Below are 26,326 nucleotides of genomic sequence, written 5' to 3'. Positions count from 1 at the left end.
GTAAATTTATTTGTATAGTCTTACCTAGTAACAAATTGAATTGCTTTTAACCTTGTTTCCTGATCAACAGCTTGAATCGTTTCTAGATCAGGATGTTGTATCGATTGATGTGTGTTTAGCATTTCTAGGATTACTTTTTCAATAGCTAAAAAGCTAATCTTCTTTTGCAAAAACAAAGCCACGGCTTGTTCGTTAGCAGCATTTAAGACAGCGGGCATTGTTCCCCCTTCTTTACCTGCCTGATAAGCCATTTCTAAACAAGGAAAACGCTCGAAACTCATTTCTTGAAAATGCATCTTTCCTAATTCAATAAAATTAACCGGGTCTGACTCTTGTAATGGCATTCGGTTTGGATAGGTCAAAGCATATTGAATAGGAATTCTCATATCAGCATTGCCCAGTTGAGCGATAATACTTCGATCTTGAAACTCAACCATTGAATGAATGATACTTTCTTTATGTAAAATTACATCGATTTTGTCATAAGGAATATTAAATAGCCAATGGGCTTCTATTACCTCTAGACCTTTGTTCATCATACTAGCTGAATCAATCGTAATTTTTGCTCCCATATTCCAATTTGGGTGTTTGAGTGCATCTTCTACGGTAACATTTTCTAATGCTTCCCTCGGTGTATCTCGAAAGCTTCCACCAGACGCAGTTAGTATGATTCGTTCAACCTGTTGCTGCTTTTCTCCTTGCAAGCATTGAAAAATCGCCGAATGTTCACTATCAACGGGAAGTAACTGTACTTGATGTTGTTGTGCGAGGGCCATGACCAAATGTCCAGCTGTTACCAATGTCTCTTTATTAGCGATGGCAATCTGTTTTTTCTTCTCAATAGCTTGAATCGTTGCATCCAAACCAACACTCCCCATTACCGCATTAACTAGGACATCCGTTTCCGGATCAATACTCACTTCGACCATGCCAGCCGCTCCAACTAAAATTTCTGTACGCACGGCATAATGTTGTTGTAATTCATGCTTGGTTTCCATATCTTGAACAACGAGAATCTTAGGTTGAAACTCTCGAATAAGCGGGATAGCTTTCTTCACATTTTTCCCGAAAGCAAATGCATGAACGGAAAATAACTGTGGGTATTGCCGGATTACTTCTAGTGTTTGTATGCCTATTGAGCCCGTAGCCCCTAATAAGGTTATTTTTTTCATCTTGTACACTCCTATCTGATTTTATGATACAAATTGAATAAAATGCAGGAATGGAAAGACAAATAACCAACTATCAAAACGGTCTAAAATGCCACCGTGTCCGGGAAGTAGTTTTCCTGAGTCTTTCACATGATAGTGTCTTTTAAATGCAGACTCTACAAGGTCTCCTACTTGTCCAAACATACTCGCAAAAATGGTTACAACGAAAACGACCAGTACAGAATTGTGCACCGGGAAAATGAACTGGAAAATAATCGCCACAATCACAGCTAATAGGATTCCGCCTACAGCACCTTCAATCGTTTTGTTCGGACTAATTTCAGGCCATAGTTTATTTTTCCCAAAAAATCTTCCTGCAAAGTATGCACCAATATCTGTTGCAATGATAACTAAAATAGCATAGAAGATATACTCTAGGCCAACACGTTGTACTTGTATAAAATAGTGAAAACCTAAACCGATATAAACTGCTGATAATAATAAAAATCCAACATCTTCAAATGTAATTTTATTTTTCACCAATACAGTATATCCCAATAGTAACAATGAAATCATAAGCGTTATTTCCGATTTATTATTAAAAAAATAAGTTAAAATTGGATTATCAACAATAGGTAATAGTAAAGACCACAACAAAAAAAGTGTGAGAAGCGTTGGTACAGAATAGATTGTCATTTGTCTCATTTTTACTAGCTCTAATAATCCGATGGAAGCAATGACAAACATGATGCTATAAAATGGCCAACCACCGATTATTACGAATGGAAAAAATAATAAAATTGCGAAAATAGCTGTAATAATTCTAATTTTCATTATAAACACCTCAATAACTTTCCGTTACTTTTATAATCCACCAAATCTTCGTTTCCGATTTTGATAGTCGAGTAATGCTTGTTCAAATATTTCTTCAGTAAACGATGGCCAGTACTCCTTCGCAAACCAAAATTCTGTATATGCAGATTGCCATAATAAGAAATTACTCAATCTCATTTCTCCGCTTGTTCGTATCAATAAATCAGGATCTGGTAAATCATACGTATAAAGGCTATTAGCGATTGTTGATTCATCAATTTGTGAGGGGTCAAGATTACCCTCTTTCACACTATTTGCAATAGATTGGACCGAATGAACCAACTCCGATCTACTTCCATAATTCAAAGCGATATTTAATATTAAACCATCATTTGCTTTTGTTTTTTCAATAGCATGTTGAACAGCTTTCTTTGTGTGTTCTGGCAATAAATTAAAAGCACCAATCGTTTTGATTTGCACATTCTCTTCAATTAATTCTGGTAAATATGTATTCAGAAATTCCTTCGGTAATTTCAATAAATAATCAACCTCTGGTTTCGGCCTTTTCCAGTTTTCTGTAGAGAAAGCATACATGGTTATGATGCTAATATTATGCTTGTTTGCGGCTTTAACAATGCGTTTAACATTATCCATTCCTTCTTTGTGACCAGCAAACCTAGGTAATCCACGTTCATTTGCCCATCTACCGTTGCCATCCATGATAATGGCAACATGATCTGGTACGAGTGTTAATGATTTATTTGATAATTCTACGTTTGTTTTTTTACTTTTTTTTCTAAAAGGTAATTGAAAAATACCCATGATATATCCCCCATCACGTCCAAAACTAAATCAATATTAGATTAATATTCATACTAACGTAAAGAATATAACCTTTTTACAGTTTACCATGTAATGATAACAGATTCACTAATAAAGTGAAACTTCACCTATTTATCTTTAGAATTGAGAAATTATGTTTTTAAAGTTTTTCATTGTCTTACATGCTTAAAATTAAACATTTTCCAAAGACATCGCCCCTCTTAAGTATTACCATTAGACACAAACTATGTGGTATTGCTCCTCTAACCGCTACTCAAATGAAATTGGCTCCCTTTCCGCAGGCACGGCTTCAGCTAACTAGGAAGCAAAGAACGCTTGTGGATCTTCAGCTCGCGCTGTTCCTGCAGGAGTCTCGCCAATTTCATTTGATCCGCTCGCTAAATAAAAATAGATGTTAATTCAATATGACTTAGTTTCTTCATTATTTAAATATATCTTCTGACTAGCTGCGTCAGCAAATGGATGACACTCCTTTGGGAACAGCAAATGTTTTCGATGGGACGAGTAATCGCAGTCCCACAAGCCGAAGATCCACTTGGTAAAGTGTTTTTCTTTACCAAGTTAGCTGAGGCTGTGCCCACGGAAAGGGAATCCATTTACTGACGTAGCTGGATGATTTGTTAATGCAAAGTTTATGGATACTGTGTAATGGTTAAAAATACATATACTTGGAATTGAGTATTGGGTTATGATCTAATGATCTAGGGTGAATATTGTGTTTTTCTGTTTTTCTTCTAATTAGAGATAGTAAAAGTAAAGACCCTCTTAGCGTAAGAGGGTCTTTACTGACTTGTGTATTATACTTCCATGATCTCTGCTTCTTTATCTTTTGATAATTGATCTATTTCTGCAATAAATTTATTGGTTTCTGTTTGAACCTCGTCTTGGAAATCACGGAGATCGTCTTCTGTAAGTTCACCATTTTTTTCGTCTTTCTTTAGTTGATCGTTGGCATCGCGACGAACATTACGGATTTGCACTTTAGCTTCTTCGGCAAACTTGCCTACCACTTTTACAAGCTCTTTTCTGCGTTCTTCTGTTAATGGTGGAATAGAAATTCGAACTACATTCCCATCACTAGAAGGTGCTAAACCAAGATCTGCCTTCTGGATTGCTTTTTCGATTTCTCCAATGGATGATTTATCAAATGGTGTGATCAAAAGTAAACGAGCCTCTGGAACGGAAATTGTAGCTAATTGATTTAATGGGGTTGGAGCACCATAATAATCAACAAAGACACTATTTAGCAATGCTGGATTTGCTCTCCCCGCTCGGACAGTTGCTAGTTGTTTACTGAATGATTGGATCGCTTGTTGCATTTTGTTTTGGGCATCTTTAATTACTGACTGTGACATTAATTATTCCTCCTTATCATTGTACCAATATTTTCACCTAATACAGCACGTTTAATATTTCCCTCTTCAGAGACAGAAAAAACAAGTAAAGGTATATCATTATCCATACATAACGATGAAGCGGTAGCATCCATTACACCAAGTTCCTCGTTTAACATTTGTAAATAAGAAAGTTCATCATATTTTTCTGCATCTTTGTCTAGTTTAGGATCGGCTGTGTAAACACCATCTACATTGTTTTTCGCCATCAAAATAACTTCAGCATCCACTTCTGCTGCTCGCAATGCTGCAGTAGTATCTGTTGAGAAGTATGGATTTCCGGTTCCGGCTGCAAAAATAACCACACGTTTTTTCTGGAGGTGGCGAATTGCTTTACGGCGAATATAAGGCTCTGCAACTTGGCGCATTTCAATGGATGTTTGAACACGGGTTTCAATTCCGCAATTCTCTAGACTATCTTGTAATGCTAATGAATTCATAACTGTAGCAAGCATACCCATGTAATCGGCATTTGCACGATCCATTCCCATCTCGCTACCTACCTTTCCACGCCAAATGTTACCTCCGCCTACAACGATTGCAATTTCTACACCTAGTTCAGAAATATCTTTTACTTGATTAGCAATGGATTGAATAACTTTCGGCTCAATTCCATAACCTTGTTCTCCACTTAATGCTTCTCCACTTAATTTTAACACAATTCTTTGATAGCGAGCAGTAGTCATAATAACCTCCATTATGTATTTTTTAGTTTCGTCTGCTTACAAGACTTTTTTGTTTCTAAACAAAAGGGAACACCATGTGTCCCCTATTGTTGTTCACTTGCTGTTCCAATGGGAAGCAGGTTTATTTTTTCATTTGATTCATTACTTCTTCTGCAAAGTTATCTTCACGTTTTTCAAGACCTTCGCCTACTTGATAGCGTACAAATCCTTTTACCGTAGCTCCTTTATCTGCTACTAACTTCTTAACTTTTTGGTCTGGATCTTTAACAAAACCTTGCTCTAATAAACAGATTTCTTCAAAGAACTTACCTAAACGACCTTCTACCATTTTTTCGACAATATTTTCAGGTTTACCTTCATTAAGTGCTTGTTGTTTCAATACTTCTAGTTCTTTTTCCACTTCTTCCGCATCGACAGCATCACGAGATACGTAGCGTGGATTAACAGCTGCAATGTGCATCGCTACATCTTTAGCAAATGCTTCATCTGTTGTTCCTTCCACTACAGTTAATACACCAATATTTCCACCCATATGAATATAAGCACCAAAAGCATCTGCATCTGTTTTTTCAGCAATCGTAAAACGACGAAGAGACAATTTTTCACCTATTTTTGCGATATTGTTATTAATGTGTGTTTCCACAGACTCGCCATCTCCATGAAGTGGTTGAGCTAAAGCTTCCTCAACATTAGCTGGAGTTTGAGTTAATAGGTGTTGTGCCAAATCACTTAGTAATGTTTTGAATTGATCATTTTTTGTTACAAAGTCTGTTTCACAGTTAACTTCTAACAATACTGCTTTATTTCCTTCTGTTACTGTATATGCAGAACCCTCAGCTGCGATACGATCTGCTTTCTTCGCCGCTTTCGAAATTCCTTTTTCACGTAAGTAATCTACCGCTTGCTCCATATCACCATTTGTTTCTGTTAATGCCTTTTTACAATCCATCATACCTGCACCAGTTTTTGCGCGTAATTCTTTAACCATTGCTGCTGTTACTGCCATTATATATTCCTCCTTGTAAGTCGTTGTATTATTAGCTATAAATCTGATATTTATTATCTTTCTAAAAAAGGTGATAAAAGGTTCCCCTCTTATCACCCTTCTAAAACTTTGTTATTATTGCTCAGTAGCTACTTCTTCTGCTGGAGCTTCAACTTCTACTTCTTCCGTTTCTTCGCCTTGTTTAACTTCTAAAATAGCGTCTGCCATTTTTGAAGTTAACAATTTCACAGCACGGATAGCATCATCGTTTGCAGGAATAACATAATCAATTTCATCAGGATCACAGTTTGTATCAACAATTCCTACGATAGGAATGTTTAATTTGTGAGCTTCTGCAACTGCAATACGTTCTTTTCTTGGATCAATGATGAATAATGCATCAGGAACTTTTTTCATCTCTTTAATTCCACCTAGGAATTTAACAAGACGGTCTTTTTCCTTTAATAATCCAACAACTTCTTTTTTCGGTAGCACTTCGAAAGTGCCATCTTCTTCCATGCGTTCGATGTCTTTTAAACGATTAATACGTTTGCGAATCGTACCAAAGTTTGTTAATGTACCACCTAACCAACGTTGATTAATGTAATACTGTCCAGAACGGATCGCTTCTTCTTTAACAGATTCTTGAGCTTGTTTTTTTGTACCAACAAAAAGAACTGTTCCACCGTTTTCAGCTACTTCTTTAATGAAGTTATAAGCTTCATCAACCTTTTTCACTGTCTTTTGTAAATCAATAATATAAATGCCGTTTCTTTCCGTGAAAATGTATTTTTTCATTTTTGGATTCCAACGACGTGTTTGGTGTCCGAAATGTACACCAGCTTCGAGTAGTTGTTTCATTGAAATAACTGCCATGCTTTTGTTTCCTCCTAATAAATTGGTTTTTTGCCTCCGCTTATATCATCTTTATAAGAATACTAATAAAAAATATTAGCACCAATCTTATCATCCATAAGCGTGTGTAATTAACACCAAAAGTAACTATACCATATTGAATATATCCAGGCAAGTAATTTTACCTGTTTTTTTGTTGAAATTTCACTATTAATTCGATCTCTGTTTTTCCTTTGTCCATTTTACGGGCAATGGTTTCTATCGTTTCGCCTTTATTATATAAAGATAGAACTTGCGCAGCAAAAGATTGCTCCATAACATCTGGTTGCTCATTTTCCATTGGAGGTTGATAGCTTTTATACTCTTCCTGTTTTAAATCATTTACAGGATTCTGAGACGTAACATTATTATCCTGAACCTCATCTGCCTTTTGTTTGTCTGGTTCGCGTGAATACCTTGAGTCATCTAGAGCAGAAATTACTTTTTCATTTTCTTCTCGAATTTCCAATAAATATACTGCAAGAAGTTCTTCTATTTCTTTTTTCTCTTGATTTATTTCGTCCCGAATTACAGCAGGTTCAGCTAATTTCACTTTTAGTTGCCGAATGATTACCAGTGTAATGATATGAATAATGAAACTAATCAACAGTAAAAAATATTCCATTTGATCCCTCTTAACCGTTAATATCTATGTTATTCCCTAAAAAAGGGTGATCTATCTCCTGATTTTTCTGGTTGTTTTTTTCTTTGCTATTTTTATTATGTAAATTCTTAGATTGTTTTTGATTGGATAACTTTACTTTTTGATGCAGTTCATTCACGGTTTTTCGTTTCAATTCTTCTTTTTGCAAGTGATCAGCAGTAATAACATCCTGCATAAACTGGCCTCTTTGTTGAATTTGCTCTTGGATTCGACCTGCATCATGAGTACGTGGTAATGCTACTTGCATTTCTACCGCTTTCCAACTCATTAAAATCGCTCCTTCAGTAAATTAAAGAGGTTGAGAAGTGATCTCCCCATCTTCGATATACACTTGAGTGAATTTCTGAACGTTCAATGTTGTCTTCTGATACTTGCCAAAGCACAAATCAACATTTGGATACAATGTTCCTTTAACCATCAGTCTAGCTTTATCTTCTTCCCCTATTTCAACATGCAAAGAAGCTATTTGTTGCTCAACCTTTTCCAGTTTCGCCTCTGTCAATTGAACAGAATTTCGTTGTTTTAATAATAAAATTCTTTCTTTTGAGGAGAGACCGTTACTTGATTGCGCTTTCTTTTCGAGACCATTCCCCAGTTTATTTAATTTTTCTAAGTCGTTTTCTAATGTTTTTTTAGCGAGATTCAGTTGATTTTCTAACTGAAATTGTTCTTGATTAATCCCAATCGCTATTTCTGTTTTCGTATCCATCTTGTTTCCAATATCCTTGGCTTCAATTGTCATTCCAGCAGAGCAAGAACCACCAACAATATTACCGGATTTACAATAGATATGTTCCTTAGCTACGCAAGTACTGTGCATAATAGAGTTTTGCACGACAATATTTTTCCCTGCTTGTACATTGGCTTGATTTATATAATTAATGGTAATGTCGCCACCAGATTTGATTGTTCCTTTTTTCAAACCAGCAATCCCCTCAGAAATGATAACATTCCCACCAGCTTCAATGTGTCCGGCTTCTACTAAGCCATAAATATGCACATCACCTTCAGCTTCTACACGATACCCGTCTGGAACATTACCTCGTATAATAACAGAACCAACAAACTTAACATTCCCTGTTTTCATTGATAGATCCCCTGATACCTCATGAGTATCAAAAACATTGATAACTTTTGGGCCGACACTTAATTGACCTACAGCTGTAGCGTGAAACATATTGGTATTTTCATCATAGCGGACATTTTTTCCTGCACGTATTAATAATGGTTTTCCGTTTTTTGCTGGGAGAGCTTTGTCTAAAATATTTCGACCTGGCTTTCCTTTTGTTGGTTCAATGATCCTTGCGATTTTTTCGTCTTCTTTCAATGATGGAATCTTTTTTATATCACGAAAATTCCTTTTTTCATCTAAATCTAAAGCATCAGTACGTTCACACAAAAATTCAATTTGTCCATCTTCTCCATGCACTGGTTCTATGCCTTTTGCTACCTCAACGGGGTAAATACCAAGGTTATACTCACTCACAACATGATCAATCACGGTATGATCGAAACCAAATTGGACATTATTCTCTTTTAACCAATTTAGTAGCATTTCTGCAGTCAATTCATCCGGTTGGTATTCTTGTTTTACGTCAAGGGAAGCAGACATTTTATCTTTGCTAATACTTAAATCAAAATATTCTTGTAAAGATTCCATGCCGAACGCTCCTTTACATTATTATGATAAAGCCTGCTTTAATTTAAAAATAGCCTGCTTATGAATTTGTGAGATTCGTGATGTGGTTAAGGATAAAACATGTCCAATTTCAGTGAAGGTGAGTTCATCTTGATAAAACAAACTAATTACTAATTGTTCATTTTTATTTAATTCACGAATTGAACATGATAAGTCTTGATATTTCTCCTGTTGCAATAGATTGTCTTCTGGTGTTAGTTGTTTTTTATCTGGAAGGTTATAACCGATACCTTCTTTCAAATCATCTGAATCACTTGATTTTTCTTCAATGGATAATAAATTAGCGAATAAAGAATCCTTTGAGATAGTCTCTACTTCGTTGACATTCATACTTAAATGGTTAGCAATTTCCTTGACGGTAGGTTGTCGATAGAGTTCTTGCTCTAATACTTGGGTTGCTTGTTCAATTTTCTTTGCTTTTTCTCTTGTGGACCTTGGAAGCCAGTCTTCTTTTCGGAGACCATCAATAATTGCACCTCGTATACGAAACGAAGCATACGTGTCAAATTTAAGATCACGAGAAGGATCAAATTTTTGTAACGCATCATATAGCCCATATATTCCTAAGCTTCGAATATCATCTTTTAATACACTCTTGGGTAAGTGAACTGCTATTCGTTGAACATGATAATCAACAAGGTAAAGGTAGTGCTCAACGAGTAGATTGGCCGAATGTTTATCTCTTCTTTTGATCCAATTGTTCCATAAATCTTCTGTAGATATCTTCACATCAGTCACCCTACCGCCTCGCAATCCTTTTATATTTCTGTCTCACCTTGACTTACTGTACGGATTTTTAACATATTCGTCTCTAGGTTAAATTCAATCGTTCTCCCACTATTACCATGAACATCTTCCGCTATAATAGGAATTCGATACTCCGTTAATATTTGCTTTACCGCCTCTACATTCCTTGCACCAACACGTAACATGTCATTAGAGGAGCTGAATGAGAACATTTGGGCACCTCCAGCAATCTTCGCTTTTAAGGCGAATTTCCTTGCACCATCGCGAAGTAATTGGTTGACTAGAAACGGTATAGCTGTATCTGCATACTTTAACTCATTTAAATCGCTTCGTTTAGATAAAGAAGAATCAGGAAGCATAACATGTGACATACCAGCAATATTTAAAGATGAATCATAGACAACAACACCAACACAAGAACCTAGGCCTGATGTTCGCAAAACATCCGGAGATTTTGCGAACTTTAAATCAGCTATGCCTACTTTAATTATCTCGTTCGTTTGAATTGTCACTGTTCTGATACACCTAATCGATCAAATATCTTAGGGAATGAATCCGGATCTGGTAGTAAAAAGAAATGACCTGTAATTGGTTCGCGATCATTCTCATGATCATCTATAATTGTATCAATAATAATCGCATAATCGCTAACTTGAGAAAGTTCCATTAAACCTTCTGCCAATATTGCACCAGCCATATCTATTGTTAACAGTGGTACAGAGGGTTGTAACAATACTTGAATAAAATCTGACAATGCTGACAAATAAGCTCCGGCTAGTATATTACCTAACTCTTGTAATGCAGATAACGCCATCTCATCTAAAGGTGGTTGTTCAACAGAAAATGACTCAATACCTGTCATTTCCTTCACAAAAGTTTCGGCTTCACCTGGCGATAAGACAAAAAACATGTTCCCAGGAGCTTCTCCTTCAATTCGCAAAAAAACAGCAACAATTAATTTATCAGCACCACCAACTAAATCCATCATTTGATCAAAACCTACTACTCGAACAGCAGGTACATTCATATCGACCTTGTGATTTAATAACATAGATAGTGATGTAGCGGCATTACCCGAACCAATATTTCCGATTTCTTTTAGGGTATCTAATTGGTATTCTGTTAATGATTCAATAAATGAAGACATTTGTACACCTACTAACCTTTTTATATAACTATTATTTAGCTAAACTTTTGATTGATTCATGAGATAAAACTTTATCTATATTTAATAATATGAGTAAACGATCTTCTAGTTTTGCAACTCCATCGATGTATTCAATCCGCTCAGTACCTACTACTTCTGGAGCTGGTTCAATTTTCTCATTTGGAATATCAATAACGTCATAAGCTGCATCGACGATAAGCCCAACCTCCATATTATTTGGGTGGATAATAATCATACGTGTACTTTCTGTGTACGATAAATCATCAAAACCAAAGCGCGAACGAAGATCAATAATCGGTGTTACTACACCACGAAGGTTCAAAACTCCTTTTACGAAATTAGGTGTTCCGGGTACGCGAGTAATGTGCATCATTCTTTCGATTGAGCCAACAAGATCGACTGGCATTGCGTATTCTTCTTTGTTCAATTGAAAAACAATTGATTTTAAAAACTGTTTTGATTCTTCAGACATCATGTTTCCCCCTTCTTATTTAATCAAAGCATTGGTATCTACAATAAGTGCAACTTGGCCATCACCAAGAATTGTTGCACCAGAAATAGCAAATACATCTGTTAAATAATTACCTAATGATTTTAAAACAACTTCTTGCTGACCGATAAAAGTATCTACAATTAATCCTGCCATTTTATCTCCTTGACGAATAATTACAGTAGAAAAGTACTCTTCATCCGTTAATTCACCCGGGACATTGAATACCTCTTTAACTGAGATTAAAGGTACAACCTTCCCACGAAAATCAATCACTTGCTTGTTATGGGCTTGCATGATATCTTTCTTATTTACAATCGATGTTTCAATTATAGAGGATAATGGTATTGCAAATTTTTCTTCTTGTACTTCAACAAGCATAACAGAGATAATGGATAGCGTTAATGGTAGCTGAATAGAGAATACAGAACCTTGTCCATTATTAGAATCAATCATAATATTACCACCTAAAGATTCGATGGTATTACGCACAACATCTAACCCAACTCCACGACCGGAGATATCTGAAATTTGGTCAGCGGTTGAGAAACCACTTTCCATAATCAGTTGATAGACTTGACTATCCGTTAATGTATTAGCCTCATCTAAAGTAATTACACCATTTGACACTGCTTTGTTAATAACTTTTTCTCGATTAATACCCGCTCCATCGTCAGAAATTTCAATGAAGACATGGTTACCACTGTGATATGCATTCAGCTTAAGAACGCCTTCTTCAGGTTTCCCTTTTTCTTTCCGAATAGCAGGTGTTTCAATACCATGATCCAATGCATTTCGAATTAAATGAACAAGAGGATCTCCAATTTCATCAATAACAGTTCGATCTAATTCAGTATCAGCTCCAAAAATTTGCAAATCAATCTTTTTATCTAAATCTTTCGCCAATTGACGTACCATTCTAGGGAATCGATTAAATACTTGGTCAATTGGTACCATTCTCATATTCAAAATAATATTTTGTAGATCTCCAGATATACGAGACATTCTCTCTACTGTTTCTTGCAATTCATTATTACGAAGCGTTCCTGAGATTTGTTCTAACCGACCACGATCAATAACTAGTTCTTCAAAAAGATTCATCAAAGCATCAAGACGCTCAATGTTTACTCGAATCGTTTTACTCGTTACCTGTTCTTTAACTGAATCTTTTACTTCTTTTTTACTCGTTGTATTGTTTGGTGTTACGTTATTTTGTAGCTCTGTTTCTGCTTCCACAAGAGCTGTTTCACTATTATGGAGATTGTCCAATGAAAATTCCTCTACTTCCACCGTATCAATCTCTGAAACTTTCAAAACTTTCTGCTTAACTTCATCTACTGAATCTTTGGTGACAAGGATGACGGTAAAGTCAAACTCAAAATTTTCATCTTCTAGCTCGGAAACAGTTGGTTCGGATTTAATAACTTCACCGATCTGCTCTAATATTTCAAAAATCATGTAGACACGGGCAGCTTTTAATAAGCATGTTTTCTGTAAGGTTACAGTAAGTTGATAATTAAAGAATCCTTTTTCAGCAGATTGTTGTAGAACAGCTGTCTCAAACTGATCTAAATTACCAATCTGAAGACTCGTTGAAGTTTTGGATTCCTGATTGTTTGCATCTTTGTTTTCTAAGTTGATAGACTCACCTTTTTCAATTGCTTGAAGTTGATTGACAAGTACAGATACATCTTTCTTTCCTTCTCCACCACCAATAATATCAAATACCATTGATTCCAATTCATCTACTGCATTAAATACTACATCAAGAATGTTAGAGTCAATCGATAATTTATTATTTCTAACTGCGTCCAATACATTCTCCATCTTATGTGTAAGATCTGCTAGGTCCTGAAATCCCATTGTTGCTGACATACCTTTTAAAGTATGAGCAGAGCGGAAAATTTCATTTACTGTGTCCAAATTGGTAGGGTTTTTTTCTAATTCCAACAAATGATCATTCAATGATTGAATATGTTCTTTACTTTCTTCGATAAATACGTCTAGATACTCGTTCATTTCCATGCTATTCACCTCTAGCTTTCAATTGGTTAACTAACGTTTCTGCAATATCGGGTAATTTAACAACAAAATCTACTAACTTCGTCTTTTCAGCGGCTTTTGGCATACCATATACAACGCAGGTTTCCTTTGCTTCAGAGACAATTACTGTGTTCTTCTTTTTACTTTTTAATTCCACTAAACCCTCTGCACCATCTGCACCCATACCAGTCATAACAACAGCATAAACTTTGCATTGCTGGATAGCGGAAAGGGATTCGAATAACACATCAACAGATGGTTGATGACCATTTCGATTATCTTCTTGAACCACGTTAGCCTGAAGACCTTTCCCTCTATTAACTACTTTGAAATGGTACCCACCTTTAGCAATATAAACTGTTCCATTTTGCAAATATTCTCCATCGGTAACTTCACGCACATGTACTTGTGAGAGTTGATCTAAACGATTAGCTAACGATTTTGTAAATCCTGGAGGCATATGTTGTACAACCACAATCGGAACAGGTAAGTCCTTAGGTATCTGTGTAATTACTTGTTGTAAAGCTCGTGGCCCGCCTGTTGATGTTCCAATTGCTAGGATTGATTTTTCTGAATTATTTCGACGCGGCATAGGAGTAGGGTGAAAGAGAGCAACTGGTTTTGCTGGTTCCTTTTGCGCTAGTTTCTCTACTTTGATCTTCATCGCTTGAAGAACCTTTGTTTTAATTTCGGCTTCTTTCTCACGAATGTTTAATGAAATGGAACCTGATGGTTTAGTTATAAAATCAACAGCACCCATTTCCATCGATTCTAAGGTTTTATCTGCTCCTTCCTTCGTTAAACTAGAAAGCATAATAACTGGTCTCGGTTTTTCTTGCATTATTTTTCTTAATGTCGTGATGCCATCCATAATTGGCATCTCAATATCAAGTGTAACAACGTCTGGATTTAATTTTTCTATTTTCTCAAGGGCATCTTGACCATTACGTGCAGTTCCTACCACAGTAATTCGACTATGTGATTCTAGAATATCTGTTATCATTTTACGCATAAAAGCAGAGTCATCCACTACTAACGCTTTAATAATCGTCATGGTCATCTACCTTTCTATCATAAACTTTTTCAATTTCCTTATGAATGTGGACGGGGTCTTTTTATTAATATCAATAGACCCGGTTAAGTATTGAGAAACAATCTCGTTCATTGCCTTAGTCACATCTGCTTTTGGATCGAAACTAGTAAATGGTATTTGTTTTAAAACAGCTTTAGAAACTGCTTTATCATAAGGCAAAATACCGAGCGGTTCGACATTTTTTGCCAAGAATTTAATCATAACCTGTTGTAATCTATTCATAATAGCTTTACCGTCTTTGTTTGATTCAGCGCGATTCACTAATATACGAAAAGGAATGTTATCGTTTTTGGCATGAATATGTTTCATCATAGCATAAGCATCCATCATTGATGTTGGCTCTGGTGTTGTTACGACAAAACATTCATCAGCAGCTAATATATAATATAAACTATCTCTTGTTGCACCAGCTCCCATGTCGAAAAATATATAGTCATACTGGTGAATTAATTCATCAAATTGATGAAGGAAATAAGTGAACTTTTCTTCGTTCATACTAAAAACATCGGTAAGTCCTGATCCAGCAGCAATATAAGATAAAGAGTATGGTCCTGTCTCTATAATATCATGAATTGATAACTGATTGTCGAACATTTGTACAATTGATTTTTTCGCATGGACACCGAGAAGAATGTCGATATTCCCCATACCAATATCTAAATCAAACAAGAGCACTTGTTTACCAGATTTAGCAAGTGATAAAGCGAAATTTAATGTGAAGTTAGACTTACCAACTCCACCTTTACCACTTACAACAGCAATTGTCTTAGCTTGTTTCGTTGCATGCAATTTATCCATTCTCTTTCTCAAATTGTGTGCCTGATCACTACTCATTATTCAGTTCTCCCATAACAAGTTGTGCGATTTCTTTTCCACTTGCTTCTTCAATATCATCAGGAACGTCTTGCCCATAAGTTAAATAAGCAACACCGATTTTGTATTGTAAAGCCAAGTTTATTATGGCTCCAAAACTAGAAGTTTCATCTTTTTTGGTGAAAATTAACTTTTTTAACGGCACAGCATCAAACTGTTGATAAATATCCGCCAAATCCCTTGATTTTGTTGTTAACGAAAGTACTAGATAGGTTTCAATGTCATGTTCTAAATCGACAATCTTACCTAAATCAGCGATATATTTGGGATCACGGAAGTTTCGGCCTGCAGTATCAACAAAAACAATATCATAACTCTGAAATTTCAGCCTGGCTTTTTGATAATCTTCCATAGTGTAGGCAATCTCGAGTGGGATATCGAGAATTTTTGAATACGTTTTTAATTGATCAATAGCGGCAATTCGATAAGTATCCGTTGTGATCAAGGCTACTTTCTTCCCATCTTTTAACATGCTATTTGCAGCAATTTTTGCAATGGTTGTTGTTTTCCCTACACCAGTTGGGCCAACAAGATGGACGAATTTTTTTTGATAGCTTATTTTTCCACAGTCAAAACGATTTAACTCTTGTTCTATATATTGATAAGCCTGTTCTTTCACTTCTTGATAAGTAGCTTGTTCACTATTATTATTTTGGGTTAGCTCCTCAATAATTGAATGAGCAATTTCATCGGCAATTTCATTTTCAACTAACTCATCATAAACAGATTGATAACCTGCTGGATAGGTTCTTTCTGTATTATCTGCTACACTGCTTTCCATCCATTTACGTAAAGAGCGTAATTCTTCTAAAACAACTTGTTGTTGCTTATCGGGGTGTTTTTCATCAGCAAAAGACATAACCTGCTTGAAACTGGTAGTCTCTTGTTTAGGTTTGGGTGGTGGCGTTGGTTCTGGATCAACTGCTGCAACCACTTCTATATTACGTTTCTTAAATAAACCGAGAAAACCGCCTGTATATACTCCTTTAGAATGAAGGATGACAGCATCATTTCCCAACTCTTTTCTTACCTTTTGCATTACTTCTGGCATCGTAGGCGCTATAAATTTTTTTACTTTCATCCGATATTCACCACTCCAACACTTTGGACATCTAGATTAGGTTCCAGTTCATTATACGACAAAACAACAACATTAGGAAAAAAGCGATCCAATAACTGTTTTACATACATTCGAATTGTAGGAGAACATAATATAATTGGAATTTCTTCCTGCATGGAAACTTGTTCTACTTTTTCTGTAACAGATCGGATTATTTTCTGCTGTGAATCCGGATCTAATGCTAAGTAATTTCCATGTTCTGTTTGCTGTACATGTTCGGCAATTAACTGTTCTACTTCTCCAGCCACCGTAATTACTTTCAATGATGGATTTCCTTGAGTATATTGCTTTGTTATTTGAGAAGCAAGAGATTGACGAGCATATTCTCCCAACAATTCTGGATCATTTGTCATTTTGCCGAAATCAGCTAATGTTTCAAAAATTACAGGTAAATTACGAACCGATACTTGTTCGCGCAATAGTTTTCCTAATACTTTTTGAATTTCTCCAACCCCCAGTGGCTCTGGAGTCACTTCTTCTACTAAAATTGGGTATGATTCTTTTAAGTGATCGATCAATTGTTTTGTTTCTTGTCTTCCTAACAATAAATGTGCATGCTTCTTAATGATTTCTGTAATATGGGTAGACACTACAGACGCTGGATCTACTACCGTGTATCCTGACAATTCAGCATCATCTTTTACTTCTTCACTTATCCATTTTGCGGGTAGTCCAAATGCTGGCTCTGTTGTATCCACACCTTCTAAATCATCTTCTTCCATTCCAGGTGTCATTGCTAGGTAATGATCGAGCATTAGTTCGCCTTGAGCTACTTCATTTCCTTTGATCTTGAGTTGATAAGCATTAGGACTTAACTGAATATTATCACGAATTCGAACAACAGGAATGACAATACCAAATTCAATCGCTAGCTGTCTACGTATCATAACAATTCTGTCCATCAGATCTCCACCTTGATTAGCATCTACCAATGGAATTAAAGCATAACCAAATTCGAATTCAATTGGATCCATGCTGATCAGGTCAACTACGTTTTCTGGTGATTTCATTTGTTCTGTGGTTTCTTGTTCTTCTTCTAACTCACGATCAATTGCCAATTCCTTTTTAGGTCGTGAAAGTAAATAACCACTAATGATTAACACGCCAGCGATCGAGGTTGTCAGCATCGGATTCATTGGTGTGAATCCGAATAAAAGTATCGTACCACCTGCAATGTAAAGCAAGTGCGGATATTGTAGTAATTGTCCTGTAACATCGCTGCTTAAGTTACCTTCTGAAGCTGTTCTAGTTACGACAATTCCCGTTGCGGTTGCAATTAATAATGCTGGTATTTGACTTACAAGGCCGTCCCCTACCGTTAATTGCATATAAGTAGATATTGCTTGCTGAAAACTCATATTTTCTTGCATCATCCCGATGATTAATCCAAATATAATGTTGATTAAAACGATGATAATACCAGCAATCGCATCTCCTTTTACGAATTTACTAGCACCATCCATTGCACCATAAAAATCAGCTTCTTGTTCAATTTTTTGTCTACGTGCTTTTGCTTGTTGTTCATTAATTAGACCTGCATTAAGATCAGCATCAATACTCATCTGTTTTCCCGGCATCGCATCTAGGGTAAATCTCGCTCCTACCTCTGAAACTCGCTCACTACCTTTAGTGATAACAATAAATTGAATGATAACAAGAATCGTAAATACTACAAAACCAACTAAAGGATTTTCACCAATTACAAAAGTACCAAAAGTGGCCACAACATCCCCAGCATCTGCTTCCCCCAAAATAGATCTCGTTGTAGAAACATTTAACCCTAATCGAAATAGTGTTAACAATAATAACAACGAAGGTAAAATAGAAAATTGTAATGGTTCGGACGTGTTCATGGCTACTAATATCACAATTAACGAGAGGGAAATATTCATTAAAATTAATATACTTAAAATCCACCCTGGTAGCGGGATGATTAACATAATTATGATGGTAATAACAAATAATAGTACCGATAAATCTTTTGCCTTCATCATATTCTCTCTCTCCTTCCAAGCTGTTTACGCTTTACGTTCTAATTGATAAACATAGGCTAAAACTTCTGCAACAGCTTGGTAAAACTCTTCGGTAATAGCTTGACCAATTTCTATCTCTGCGTATAACGCTCTTGCTAAAGTTCGATTCTCCACCAATGTTACTTGATGGTTCTTTGCAATATCACGGATTTTAAATGCAACATAATCAACACCTTTAGCAACAACATAAGGGGCGTCTGATTTATTTTCATCGTATTTAATAGCGATAGCATAATGAGTTGGGTTCGTGATTACTACATCTGCATTAGGGATTTCACTCATCATTCTCCTCATCGCCATCTGTCTTTGACGTTCTTTAATTTTTGATTTAATTAAAGGATCCCCTTCAATATTTTTATGTTCATCTTTAATGTCGTTTTTTGACATTTTAATATTTTTTTCATAATCATATCTTTGATAAGCATAATCAATAATCGATACAATTAATAATGCTATGGAAGCAAAGGCACCCATTAATATGGCTGTGTTAGAAAAAAAAGCAAGCGCTCCGTCAATATTCTTTCCTGCTAACATCATCATTTCATCTTTATTTAACCATAAAATAGAGAAAGTTATCGTACCAATTACACTGATTTTCATGAGTGACTTGACCAATTCGACTAAAGCACGAGCAGAAAAAATTCGCTTTGCTCCTTGAATTGGGTCTATTTTATCTAATTTCATTTGTAATGGTTCTGTCGTAAAAAGAAAGCCTATCTGCATAAAATTTGCAGCTAGTCCTGCTATGATAGCTATTCCCATTACTGGTGCTATTGTAATAGCAATATAAAGTAATACTTCAGAAAAAATGATTTGAAAATGATCTGGTGTAAGATCCCAAACAATATATTCTGTGAATGTTTTTGTATATAAATTTGTCATTCGATCTTGCCAAAATGGACCTATAACAAGAAATAGCATAAAAATAAAGAATAATAAGATCGAAGTATTAACATCCTGGCTTTTGGCTACTTGTCCTTTTTTTCTCGTATCTTCTCGTTTCTTCGGAGTTGCTTTCTCGGTTTTTTCACCTGAAAAAAATTGCAGGTCTAATCGTAGTTCCATTGAGTCAAGCACCTCCAAATAACTGCATAAAAACATACATCATTTCAAGCATATAAGCGAATAATCTTCGAACTAGTCCCATATAGATTGCCATAAACATTGTGAGAACAAATAAAGAAACAAGTATTTTCAGTGGCAAACCAACTACAAAAACATTTAATTGTGGTACGGTTCTTGCAATAATCCCCAAAGCAACGTCAACTAGAAATAAGCAACCTACTAGAGGAATAGCCAACTGAAAAGCAATCAAAAACAATTGATTAAACATGTGTACAATCGTAAGCAAAATTGTTTCATCTGTAAAATTAATAAATTGATCCAGTGGAATCATTTCAAAACTATAAAATGCTCCATTGATAAGTAAATGATGACCATCAACCGCTAATAAAAACAACAAGGCGAAAGTATAAAAGTATTGACCAATCACGGGGCTTTGTGCACCTGTTTGAGGATCGACCACATTTGCAATAGCAAAACCCATCTGAAAATCAATAAACCCTCCCGCTATTTGAACAGCAGCTAAAATCATGTATGCAACTAACCCAAGTAAAAGCCCAACAATAGCTTCCTTCCCAATTAACAATAAAAAAGTATAATCTAACGATATCTCAGGAATATCAAGGGTATATAAAATAATCCAACTGATAAAAAATGCGGTCCCAATTTTAAAAGGGGTTGGAATATTACGATACGAAAAAATGGGAACGGTTGAGAAAAAAGCTCCAAATCGAACAAGTATTAGTAAAAATGCGGGTATTGTATTCATATCAAATAATGTTAGCATGAATTTACCCTACAAATTGATTTAAATTTTGTAGAATATTACTCGCAAAGTCTAGCATCCGTCCAAGCATCCAAGGACCAAAAACAACTAAACCAAAGAGTACTGCAACAATCTTAGGAATGAATGCAAGTGTCTGCTCTTGAATTTGCGTTGTTGCTTGAAAAATACTAACCAACAAACCGACAGCAAGTGCTAATAGTAACAATGGACCTGCAACGATTAATACGGTATAAATACCTTCCTCAGCTAATGAAATAACAAATTCTCCACTCATCACACCACACTCCTTCCTTGTTTTGTTTACTAACTAAAACCTTGCAACAATGACTGGGTGATTAAATACCAACCATCCACCAAGACAAACAATAAAACTTTAAATGGTAAAGAAATCATTACTGGCGGTAACATCATCATTCCCATTGACATAAGAACACTTGCAACTGTCATATCGATAACGAGAAAGGGAATGAAAATCATAAACCCCATTTGAAATGCGGTTTTTAATTCACTAATGGCAAACGCTGGAACTAGTACCGTTAACGGTATGTCTTCTATGCTTGAAGGACTTTCTACTCCACTATAATTTAAGAACAAAGCTAAATCTCGCTGTCTTGTATGTCTAGCCATAAATTCCTTAATTGGAGTACTCGCTAGCTCATATGCTTCTTCTAGCGTTATTTCTTCGTTCATAAGTGGTGAAATAGCCTCTTCATTTATCTGGGAAAAGGTTGGTGCCATAATAAAAAATGTTAAAAATAAAGCTATACCGATTAATACTTGATTTGGTGGCATTTGTTGTGTTGCAAGTGATGTTCTGGTAAATGATAATACAATAATAATTCTTGTAAAACTTGTTAATAAGATCAGAATGCTTGGCGCTAAAGAGAAAATCGTTAATAGTAGTAATAATTGAACAGCTGTAGACACGTTACCGGGATCTGTACCTGAGAATATCTCAACAAATTCATTCATGAGTATCTTCTTCCTTTTGTTGATCTCTTATCATTTTTCTTTTTTCCTTCATTGCATGTAACTCATTTTTAAACATAGAAGCAAAAGGATCTGATGTTTTTTCATGTTGATCTGACTGTGTCTTGTTGCTCATTCTTTTAAACTTATTACCGATTGTCTCTATAATCTGATTTGCTTGTAATTGGCTTTCTTCGCGCTCCTGTAATAAGGTTGTTTTTGTCTCTTCATCCGTAATCTCTGTTAACATCTCCACATTCTCTCCTACACCAACAACAAAAAATTGCTTACCAATTCGAATAATTTGCATAGACTTATTTGACCCTAACGAAACCCCTCCATAGTTTTCTAGCATTTCCCCATGCTTTGAAAGTTTTCCGTTACGATTGAATAGTTTTAACAACAAATAAATTAAACCGAGAATTACACCCAGTGCTAGAATGATTTGAACAAAAATAATAAAGGGATTCATGTTGTTATCTCCACCGAGTAAATTTGATTCAGTCGCTGGTGGGGACTCTATTGTCTCCGCCTCATCAGTTTCTGTTTCATTATCATTCATCGAATCATTTTCAAATAATTCATTAACAAAACCATTTGAATTGTCTTCTGCTATAGTGAATTCTGGAAATAAGAATAGAACGAACAAACTAGTTACGAATACTAACAATATTTTCATCATTTTTATTAGTCCAATGCTTTTTGAATAGCCTCGATAACACGTTCTGCTTGAAATGGTTTAACAATAAAGTCCTTCGCGCCTGCTTGAATCGCATCGATAACCATGGCTTGTTGTCCCATTGCCGAACACATAATAACAATTGCATTTGAATTGATTGCTTTGATTTCTTTTAATGCTGCAATCCCATCTTTCTCAGGCATTGTAATATCCATTGTAACTAAATCTGGAGTTAATTCTTGATATTTTTCTACTGCTTGTACACCGTCAGCTGCTTCACCAACAACATCAAAACCATTTTTGGATAAAATATCCTTAATCATCATTCTCATAAAAGCTGCATCATCTACAATTAATACTTTTTTCGCCATTCGGTTTTCCTCCTAAATTCTTACCTAAGTTTTTTCAATCGATCAGATTGACTTACAATATCCGTTACACGAACACCAAAATTTTCATCAATAACAACTACTTCTCCCTGTGCAATCAACTTATTATTGACATGAATATCAACCGGCTCACCAGCAAGTTTATCTAATTCAATAATAGAACCTGATGATAATTCTAATATATCACGAACTGCTCGTTTCGTTCGCCCAAGCTCCACAGTTACTTGCAAAGGAATATCTAATAACATATCAAGATTTTTTTTCTCTGCTTGTGGTAATTGAACTTCTTCAAAACTAGAAAAAGATGCTGATTGAATATCTCCAGTTGTTTGGCTTGGTTCTCCTATGTTTCTCGGACTACGGCTTTGTTGTGTTTGCTCTGTCTGAGTTACTTGTTCGTTTGTGGAACTTGTAGAACTTGGCTTCGTTACTGTTTCTTGAGTTTGTTCAACTGGTTGTTCTGTTGGAGCATTTAGTAAGCCATCCACCATTTCTTTCGCAAAGCCAACTGGTAACAGTTGCATGATGCTTGAATCAATTAGATCACCAATTTGCAACTGAAAAGAAACTTTAATTAAGACATCATCTGGAGGGAGGTATTGATTACTTCCATCTTCTTTCACATCTAGCATCATAATAGATGGCGGTGAAATATCTACCCTTTTTGTAAATACAGTCGACATACTTGTGGCAGCCGTTCCCATCATTTGATTCATTGCTTCTTGAACAGCACTCATGTGTATTTCATTTAATTCAACGGCATCCGTTTGTCCGTCACCACCAAGCATTAAATCAGCGATAATTGCTGCATCGTTAGATTTTAAGACGAATATGTTAGCACCTTCAAATCCATCTGTATACTCAACCTCTACCCCAACATGTGGTTGAGGAAATTCATTTTCCAAATCACTACGTTTGATGACTGAAATAGTGGGTGTAGTGATATCAACTTTTTGATTTAATAAAGTTGCTAAGGTTGTTGCCGAACTGCCAAACGAAATATTTCCTATTTCACCTAGGGCGTCTCGCTCTATCTCGGACATGATCGCCGAGATATCTTCTTCTCCGCTATCAGTTTCAGTACTTCCTTCATCATCAGCATTATTTAACAATGCGTCTATTTCATCTTGTGATAACATTCCATCATTCATCATTTGGATTCCCCCCTTTTATTTCTTCTAGAATTTGCACAGCAAGCTTGTTTTTCTTCTTACCAGGTTGAACATAGAATAGTTCCTCCTGATCCGCTTGCATGATTAAAGGATCCTCTATTGCTTGATTCAAATGCAAGATATCATCTTTTTGTAAATTCAAAAGATCCTCAACAGAAATAGTAGTCTTCCCTAATAATACTTGCAAATCCAATTTAGCTACTTCTAAATTCTTTGTTAAATTGTCATATTCTTGTGGTTTTCTTTCTTTTGGCTTCTCCGTTTGCATCCAATAATGTGCGGATAGTTTTGGTATGATTGGCTCTAGAACCACATGAGGAATACAAATATTAATCATTCCACTACTCTCACCGATCGTCGTGTTCAACGAAACGACAACGACTGTCTCATTGGGAGATACGAGCTGTAAAAATTGTGGATTCACTTCGAATTCCTCGAGCAGAGGGTCAATTTCCGCAACAGAAGACCATGCTTCTTGTAAATTGTCTAATGATTTTTCAAATAATTGTGACATGATCGTTGATTCAATTTCGGTTAAATTCTCAATCTTATTTACACTATTTCCTTTTCCACCTAAAATACGGTCCAGCATAGCATAAGCAATATTCGGATTAAACTCAAAGATAATACGTCCTTCCAACGGAGCCATACTAAATATATTTAGTACAGTCATTGTTGGGATGGAACGAATAAACTCCTCATAAGGAATTTGATCTACAGACGCAACAGAAATATGTACATAAGTACGTAACTGTGCGGAGAAATACGTTGTTAGTAATCGAGCAAAATTTTCATGAATTCTTGAAATACTTCTGATTTGATCTTTTGAAAATCGAAGTGCTCGCTTAAAATCATATACACGAACTTTTTTTTCTTTTTCTTCTTGCTTTAGTTGATTAGCATCCATCTCACCAGATGAGAGTGCAGATAAAAGGGCATCGATCTCATTCTGGGATAAAACTTCATCAGGCACGACCTTCACCTCCTAAGCAGGAGCTCATATTACTGTACAATTTTACTGACAATATAAATATCAGTAATTTCCCCTTCGGTCATCAGCTCATTCATTTTGTTTTTTAAATTCATCTCAAATTCTTCTAGATCCGATTGTAATTCAGACGCTGTCACATCTACGGACTCTTTTATTAACAAATTTTTAAATTGAAATTGTCTTTTTTCAATTTCCTCTGTAGCATCGCTACTGTTCGTAATAATATTAAATTGAATTCTTGCAAAACTATTTCCTTTTAGATCAATGTTAATTTCTTCTGTAGTAAAAGAATAAGCTATTTGTTCGTCAATCGTAGGTTCGCGATCAGGATCATCGTCATTTAACAAGATAAAAATTATTGCTCCTAGTCCTACAATAGCGATAATAACTAAGGATATAAGTAAAATCTTAAAAAGTTTAGCATTCATCTTCGTCACCCGCTTCTTTTTGCCATCCTTGTAAACCGATTTGTTGATAATAACGATTTACTAAATCAACCACCGTTTGTTCGGTTTCTTTGACAACTAATTTCCTTCCATTCGTCAATGTAATGGTTGTATCTGGGAAAGATTGTATTCGCTCAATGTAAAGAGCGTTTAGTGTAAAGGTATCGCCATTAAAATTCGTAACTTCTATCATCTTTTATGATAGGAGCAAACAAACGAATGTTTGCCCCATCCTCCTAACTATCGTTTCAAATTGACTAATTCTTGTAAGATTTCATCGGAAGTAGTAATGATTCTCGTATTTGCTTGGAAACCACGTTGTGCAACGATCATATCGGTAAACTCTTCTGCTAAATCGACGTTTGACATTTCTATAGCACCGGACACCAATGTTGCTACCCCCGCTGATTCTGGCTCAAATAACGTAACTAAATCGTCATCACCAGTAAACATTCCATCATTGACACTAGAACGGAACATGTTCCCTCCGATTTTTTCCAAACCGCCAGGATTAGAAAAATTCGCCAACATGATTTGTCCGGCACTTTGCGTTTCACCAGATGCATCAATATAATTCACAACACCATTACCTTGAATACTAAAGCTAGCAGCACCCTCTGGTATTCGAATTCGAGAATTATCACCCTGTATTGGATTTCCTTCTTGATCTAAACCATTTCGACCAATCAAGTACTGACCATTAGCATTTACAATATATCCATTATCATCAAAATACATGTTTCCTGCTCGTGAGAATAATATTTCTGTTTCTGCTAAATCAATATCATTGACATCTTCTGCAATGCCTGACCCAAATACAAACATGCCATCCCCTTCTAAAGCCAGATCCAAGGTACGGTTTGTTGTTTGGAGGTTTCCCCCAGTATGGATATTATCGATCGAGCCAATTTGTGAACCTAATCCTACTTGCGCCGGATTAATCCCCCCTCGTATAGCGGTAGGAGCAGAAGCACCTGCAATCGTTTGACTCATCATATCTTGAAATGTTACACGACCTTTTTTAAATCCAGCCGTATTAACGTTAGCGATATTATTACCAACGACATCTAACTGTGTTTGAAAACCTTTCATACCTGAAATCCCTGCATACATTGAACGTAACATGTAAAAATCA

30 protein-coding genes are annotated in these 26,326 nt (G+C 35.7%); all 30 read right to left on the bottom strand.

Annotated features, from left to right (window positions below; genetic code table 11):
- Window positions 1-20: 20 nt before the first annotated feature.
- Window positions 21-1,172 carry a 1-deoxy-D-xylulose-5-phosphate reductoisomerase gene (gene dxr, locus OWO01_RS05150; RefSeq protein ID WP_268779368.1) on the bottom strand — a complete coding sequence of 384 codons (1,152 nt, stop codon included), beginning with the start codon at window positions 1,170-1,172 and terminating at the stop codon, window positions 21-23.
- A 21-nt stretch (window positions 1,173-1,193) separates the two neighbouring features.
- Complete coding sequence (locus tag OWO01_RS05145; protein ID WP_268779367.1) at window positions 1,194-1,985, bottom strand: phosphatidate cytidylyltransferase; 792 nt, start codon at window positions 1,983-1,985, stop codon at window positions 1,194-1,196.
- A gap of 30 nt (window positions 1,986-2,015) precedes the next feature.
- Complete coding sequence (locus tag OWO01_RS05140) at window positions 2,016-2,786, bottom strand: isoprenyl transferase (protein WP_268779366.1); 771 nt, start codon at window positions 2,784-2,786, stop codon at window positions 2,016-2,018.
- An 818-nt stretch (window positions 2,787-3,604) separates the two neighbouring features.
- The gene (gene frr, locus OWO01_RS05135) at window positions 3,605-4,162 is read right to left on the bottom strand and encodes a ribosome recycling factor (RefSeq protein ID WP_268779365.1); all 558 of its coding nucleotides are present in this window, start codon (window positions 4,160-4,162) and stop codon (window positions 3,605-3,607) included.
- Window positions 4,162-4,887, bottom strand: coding sequence for a UMP kinase (pyrH, locus tag OWO01_RS05130; protein WP_268779364.1), 726 nt, complete (start codon window positions 4,885-4,887; stop codon window positions 4,162-4,164). Before pyrH ends, frr begins: the two co-directional genes overlap by 1 nt.
- Window positions 4,888-5,008: 121 nt before the next feature.
- Window positions 5,009-5,893 (bottom strand): translation elongation factor Ts, encoded by an 885-nt coding sequence (gene tsf / locus OWO01_RS05125; protein WP_268779363.1) that lies wholly within the window; start codon window positions 5,891-5,893, stop codon window positions 5,009-5,011.
- Window positions 5,894-6,007: 114 nt separating this feature from the next.
- Window positions 6,008-6,748: a 30S ribosomal protein S2 gene (gene rpsB / locus OWO01_RS05120; protein WP_268779362.1), complete on the bottom strand. Its 741-nt coding sequence runs from the start codon at window positions 6,746-6,748 to the stop codon at window positions 6,008-6,010.
- Between the two features lie 160 nt (window positions 6,749-6,908).
- A complete protein-coding gene (locus OWO01_RS05115) occupies window positions 6,909-7,391 on the bottom strand; it encodes a DUF6115 domain-containing protein (RefSeq protein ID WP_268779361.1) in 483 nt (160 codons plus the stop codon).
- Between the two features lie 10 nt (window positions 7,392-7,401).
- Window positions 7,402-7,698 (bottom strand): hypothetical protein, encoded by a 297-nt coding sequence (locus OWO01_RS05110; RefSeq protein ID WP_268779360.1) that lies wholly within the window; start codon window positions 7,696-7,698, stop codon window positions 7,402-7,404.
- Between the two features lie 21 nt (window positions 7,699-7,719).
- The gene (locus tag OWO01_RS05105) at window positions 7,720-9,090 is read right to left on the bottom strand and encodes a DUF342 domain-containing protein (RefSeq protein WP_268779359.1); all 1,371 of its coding nucleotides are present in this window, start codon (window positions 9,088-9,090) and stop codon (window positions 7,720-7,722) included.
- Window positions 9,091-9,111: 21 nt separating this feature from the next.
- Window positions 9,112-9,867: a FliA/WhiG family RNA polymerase sigma factor gene (locus tag OWO01_RS05100; protein ID WP_268779358.1), complete on the bottom strand. Its 756-nt coding sequence runs from the start codon at window positions 9,865-9,867 to the stop codon at window positions 9,112-9,114.
- Window positions 9,868-9,887: 20 nt separating this feature from the next.
- Window positions 9,888-10,388: a chemotaxis protein CheD gene (locus OWO01_RS05095; protein ID WP_268779357.1), complete on the bottom strand. Its 501-nt coding sequence runs from the start codon at window positions 10,386-10,388 to the stop codon at window positions 9,888-9,890.
- On the bottom strand, window positions 10,385-11,023 hold the full coding sequence (locus OWO01_RS05090; protein WP_268779356.1) for a chemotaxis protein CheC: 639 nt from the start codon (window positions 11,021-11,023) through the stop codon (window positions 10,385-10,387). The genes OWO01_RS05095 and OWO01_RS05090 overlap by 4 nt, the downstream gene beginning before the upstream one ends.
- A 31-nt stretch (window positions 11,024-11,054) precedes the next feature.
- A complete protein-coding gene (locus OWO01_RS05085; protein ID WP_268779355.1) occupies window positions 11,055-11,516 on the bottom strand; it encodes a chemotaxis protein CheW in 462 nt (153 codons plus the stop codon).
- Window positions 11,517-11,531: 15 nt separating this feature from the next.
- Complete coding sequence (locus OWO01_RS05080; protein ID WP_268779354.1) at window positions 11,532-13,559, bottom strand: chemotaxis protein CheA; 2,028 nt, start codon at window positions 13,557-13,559, stop codon at window positions 11,532-11,534.
- A 1-nt stretch (window position 13,560) separates the two neighbouring features.
- Complete coding sequence (locus tag OWO01_RS05075) at window positions 13,561-14,631, bottom strand: protein-glutamate methylesterase/protein-glutamine glutaminase (RefSeq protein ID WP_268779353.1); 1,071 nt, start codon at window positions 14,629-14,631, stop codon at window positions 13,561-13,563.
- A gap of 6 nt (window positions 14,632-14,637) precedes the next feature.
- Complete coding sequence (locus tag OWO01_RS05070; RefSeq protein ID WP_268779352.1) at window positions 14,638-15,504, bottom strand: MinD/ParA family protein; 867 nt, start codon at window positions 15,502-15,504, stop codon at window positions 14,638-14,640.
- Window positions 15,497-16,624, bottom strand: coding sequence for a flagellar biosynthesis GTPase FlhF (gene flhF, locus OWO01_RS05065; RefSeq protein ID WP_268779351.1), 1,128 nt, complete (start codon window positions 16,622-16,624; stop codon window positions 15,497-15,499). Before flhF ends, OWO01_RS05070 begins: the two co-directional genes overlap by 8 nt.
- Window positions 16,621-18,654 (bottom strand): flagellar biosynthesis protein FlhA, encoded by a 2,034-nt coding sequence (gene flhA / locus OWO01_RS05060; RefSeq protein WP_268779439.1) that lies wholly within the window; start codon window positions 18,652-18,654, stop codon window positions 16,621-16,623. The genes flhF and flhA overlap by 4 nt, the downstream gene beginning before the upstream one ends.
- A gap of 27 nt (window positions 18,655-18,681) precedes the next feature.
- The gene (gene flhB / locus OWO01_RS05055) at window positions 18,682-19,761 is read right to left on the bottom strand and encodes a flagellar biosynthesis protein FlhB (protein WP_268779350.1); all 1,080 of its coding nucleotides are present in this window, start codon (window positions 19,759-19,761) and stop codon (window positions 18,682-18,684) included.
- Window positions 19,762-19,765: 4 nt separating this feature from the next.
- Window positions 19,766-20,545: a flagellar biosynthetic protein FliR gene (gene fliR, locus OWO01_RS05050; RefSeq protein ID WP_268779349.1), complete on the bottom strand. Its 780-nt coding sequence runs from the start codon at window positions 20,543-20,545 to the stop codon at window positions 19,766-19,768.
- Between the two features lie 4 nt (window positions 20,546-20,549).
- Entirely contained in the window at window positions 20,550-20,819 is a 270-nt protein-coding gene (gene fliQ / locus OWO01_RS05045) for a flagellar biosynthesis protein FliQ (RefSeq protein ID WP_268779348.1), read from the bottom strand.
- A gap of 29 nt (window positions 20,820-20,848) precedes the next feature.
- Complete coding sequence (fliP, locus tag OWO01_RS05040; RefSeq protein WP_268779347.1) at window positions 20,849-21,517, bottom strand: flagellar type III secretion system pore protein FliP; 669 nt, start codon at window positions 21,515-21,517, stop codon at window positions 20,849-20,851.
- Window positions 21,510-22,196 carry a flagellar biosynthetic protein FliO gene (locus tag OWO01_RS05035; RefSeq protein WP_268779346.1) on the bottom strand — a complete coding sequence of 229 codons (687 nt, stop codon included), beginning with the start codon at window positions 22,194-22,196 and terminating at the stop codon, window positions 21,510-21,512. Before OWO01_RS05035 ends, fliP begins: the two co-directional genes overlap by 8 nt.
- Window positions 22,197-22,201: 5 nt before the next feature.
- Entirely contained in the window at window positions 22,202-22,564 is a 363-nt protein-coding gene (locus OWO01_RS05030) for a response regulator (protein WP_268779345.1), read from the bottom strand.
- Between the two features lie 20 nt (window positions 22,565-22,584).
- Window positions 22,585-23,736, bottom strand: a complete 1,152-nt coding sequence (fliY, locus tag OWO01_RS05025) for a flagellar motor switch phosphatase FliY (protein WP_268779344.1) — start codon at window positions 23,734-23,736, stop codon at window positions 22,585-22,587.
- Complete coding sequence (fliM, locus tag OWO01_RS05020; protein ID WP_268779343.1) at window positions 23,726-24,727, bottom strand: flagellar motor switch protein FliM; 1,002 nt, start codon at window positions 24,725-24,727, stop codon at window positions 23,726-23,728. Before fliM ends, fliY begins: the two co-directional genes overlap by 11 nt.
- A 29-nt stretch (window positions 24,728-24,756) precedes the next feature.
- The gene (locus OWO01_RS05015; protein WP_268779342.1) at window positions 24,757-25,173 is read right to left on the bottom strand and encodes a flagellar basal body-associated FliL family protein; all 417 of its coding nucleotides are present in this window, start codon (window positions 25,171-25,173) and stop codon (window positions 24,757-24,759) included.
- The gene (locus tag OWO01_RS05010; RefSeq protein WP_268779341.1) at window positions 25,163-25,384 is read right to left on the bottom strand and encodes a flagellar FlbD family protein; all 222 of its coding nucleotides are present in this window, start codon (window positions 25,382-25,384) and stop codon (window positions 25,163-25,165) included. Before OWO01_RS05010 ends, OWO01_RS05015 begins: the two co-directional genes overlap by 11 nt.
- A 47-nt stretch (window positions 25,385-25,431) precedes the next feature.
- Entirely contained in the window at window positions 25,432-26,316 is an 885-nt protein-coding gene (gene flgG / locus OWO01_RS05005; RefSeq protein WP_268779340.1) for a flagellar basal body rod protein FlgG, read from the bottom strand.
- Between the last annotated feature and the right edge of the window lie 10 nt (window positions 26,317-26,326).

This window comes from Natronobacillus azotifigens (genome assembly GCF_026805325.1).
Lineage (GTDB): Bacteria > Bacillota > Bacilli > Bacillales > Amphibacillaceae > Natronobacillus > Natronobacillus azotifigens.
This window is presented reverse-complemented; position numbering and strand designations above follow the sequence as displayed.

Bases quoted from the DNA above. Each gene is read 5' to 3' on its own strand.
- fliY (WP_268779344.1), bottom strand. From the start codon at position 23,736: ATGATGAATGATGGAATGTTATCACAAGATGAAATAGACGCATTGTTA.
- OWO01_RS05140 (WP_268779366.1), bottom strand. From the start codon at position 2,786: ATGGGTATTTTTCAATTACCTTTTAGAAAAAAAAGTAAAAAAACAAAC.
- rpsB (WP_268779362.1), bottom strand. From the start codon at position 6,748: ATGGCAGTTATTTCAATGAAACAACTACTCGAAGCTGGTGTACATTTC.
- OWO01_RS05010 (WP_268779341.1), bottom strand. From the start codon at position 25,384: ATGATAGAAGTTACGAATTTTAATGGCGATACCTTTACACTAAACGCT.
- fliR (WP_268779349.1), bottom strand. From the start codon at position 20,545: ATGCTAACATTATTTGATATGAATACAATACCCGCATTTTTACTAATA.
- OWO01_RS05110 (WP_268779360.1), bottom strand. From the start codon at position 7,698: ATGAGTTGGAAAGCGGTAGAAATGCAAGTAGCATTACCACGTACTCAT.
- fliQ (WP_268779348.1), bottom strand. From the start codon at position 20,819: ATGAGTGGAGAATTTGTTATTTCATTAGCTGAGGAAGGTATTTATACC.
- flhF (WP_268779351.1), bottom strand. From the start codon at position 16,624: ATGAAAGTAAAAAAATTTATAGCGCCTACGATGCCAGAAGTAATGCAA.
- flhA (WP_268779439.1), bottom strand. From the start codon at position 18,654: ATGAAGGCAAAAGATTTATCGGTACTATTATTTGTTATTACCATCATA.
- OWO01_RS05105 (WP_268779359.1), bottom strand. From the start codon at position 9,090: ATGGAATCTTTACAAGAATATTTTGATTTAAGTATTAGCAAAGATAAA.
- OWO01_RS05070 (WP_268779352.1), bottom strand. From the start codon at position 15,504: ATGAGTAGTGATCAGGCACACAATTTGAGAAAGAGAATGGATAAATTG.
- fliP (WP_268779347.1), bottom strand. From the start codon at position 21,517: ATGAATGAATTTGTTGAGATATTCTCAGGTACAGATCCCGGTAACGTG.
- OWO01_RS05115 (WP_268779361.1), bottom strand. From the start codon at position 7,391: ATGGAATATTTTTTACTGTTGATTAGTTTCATTATTCATATCATTACA.
- OWO01_RS05090 (WP_268779356.1), bottom strand. From the start codon at position 11,023: ATGTCTTCATTTATTGAATCATTAACAGAATACCAATTAGATACCCTA.
- flhB (WP_268779350.1), bottom strand. From the start codon at position 19,761: ATGGAACTACGATTAGACCTGCAATTTTTTTCAGGTGAAAAAACCGAG.
- tsf (WP_268779363.1), bottom strand. From the start codon at position 5,893: ATGGCAGTAACAGCAGCAATGGTTAAAGAATTACGCGCAAAAACTGGT.
- flgG (WP_268779340.1), bottom strand. From the start codon at position 26,316: ATGTTACGTTCAATGTATGCAGGGATTTCAGGTATGAAAGGTTTTCAA.
- OWO01_RS05075 (WP_268779353.1), bottom strand. From the start codon at position 14,631: ATGACGATTATTAAAGCGTTAGTAGTGGATGACTCTGCTTTTATGCGT.
- OWO01_RS05015 (WP_268779342.1), bottom strand. From the start codon at position 25,173: ATGAATGCTAAACTTTTTAAGATTTTACTTATATCCTTAGTTATTATC.
- OWO01_RS05145 (WP_268779367.1), bottom strand. From the start codon at position 1,985: ATGAAAATTAGAATTATTACAGCTATTTTCGCAATTTTATTATTTTTT.
- OWO01_RS05080 (WP_268779354.1), bottom strand. From the start codon at position 13,559: ATGGAAATGAACGAGTATCTAGACGTATTTATCGAAGAAAGTAAAGAA.
- frr (WP_268779365.1), bottom strand. From the start codon at position 4,162: ATGTCACAGTCAGTAATTAAAGATGCCCAAAACAAAATGCAACAAGCG.
- OWO01_RS05030 (WP_268779345.1), bottom strand. From the start codon at position 22,564: ATGGCGAAAAAAGTATTAATTGTAGATGATGCAGCTTTTATGAGAATG.
- dxr (WP_268779368.1), bottom strand. From the start codon at position 1,172: ATGAAAAAAATAACCTTATTAGGGGCTACGGGCTCAATAGGCATACAA.
- pyrH (WP_268779364.1), bottom strand. From the start codon at position 4,887: ATGACTACTGCTCGCTATCAAAGAATTGTGTTAAAATTAAGTGGAGAA.
- OWO01_RS05085 (WP_268779355.1), bottom strand. From the start codon at position 11,516: ATGTCTGAAGAATCAAAACAGTTTTTAAAATCAATTGTTTTTCAATTG.
- OWO01_RS05035 (WP_268779346.1), bottom strand. From the start codon at position 22,196: ATGATGAAAATATTGTTAGTATTCGTAACTAGTTTGTTCGTTCTATTC.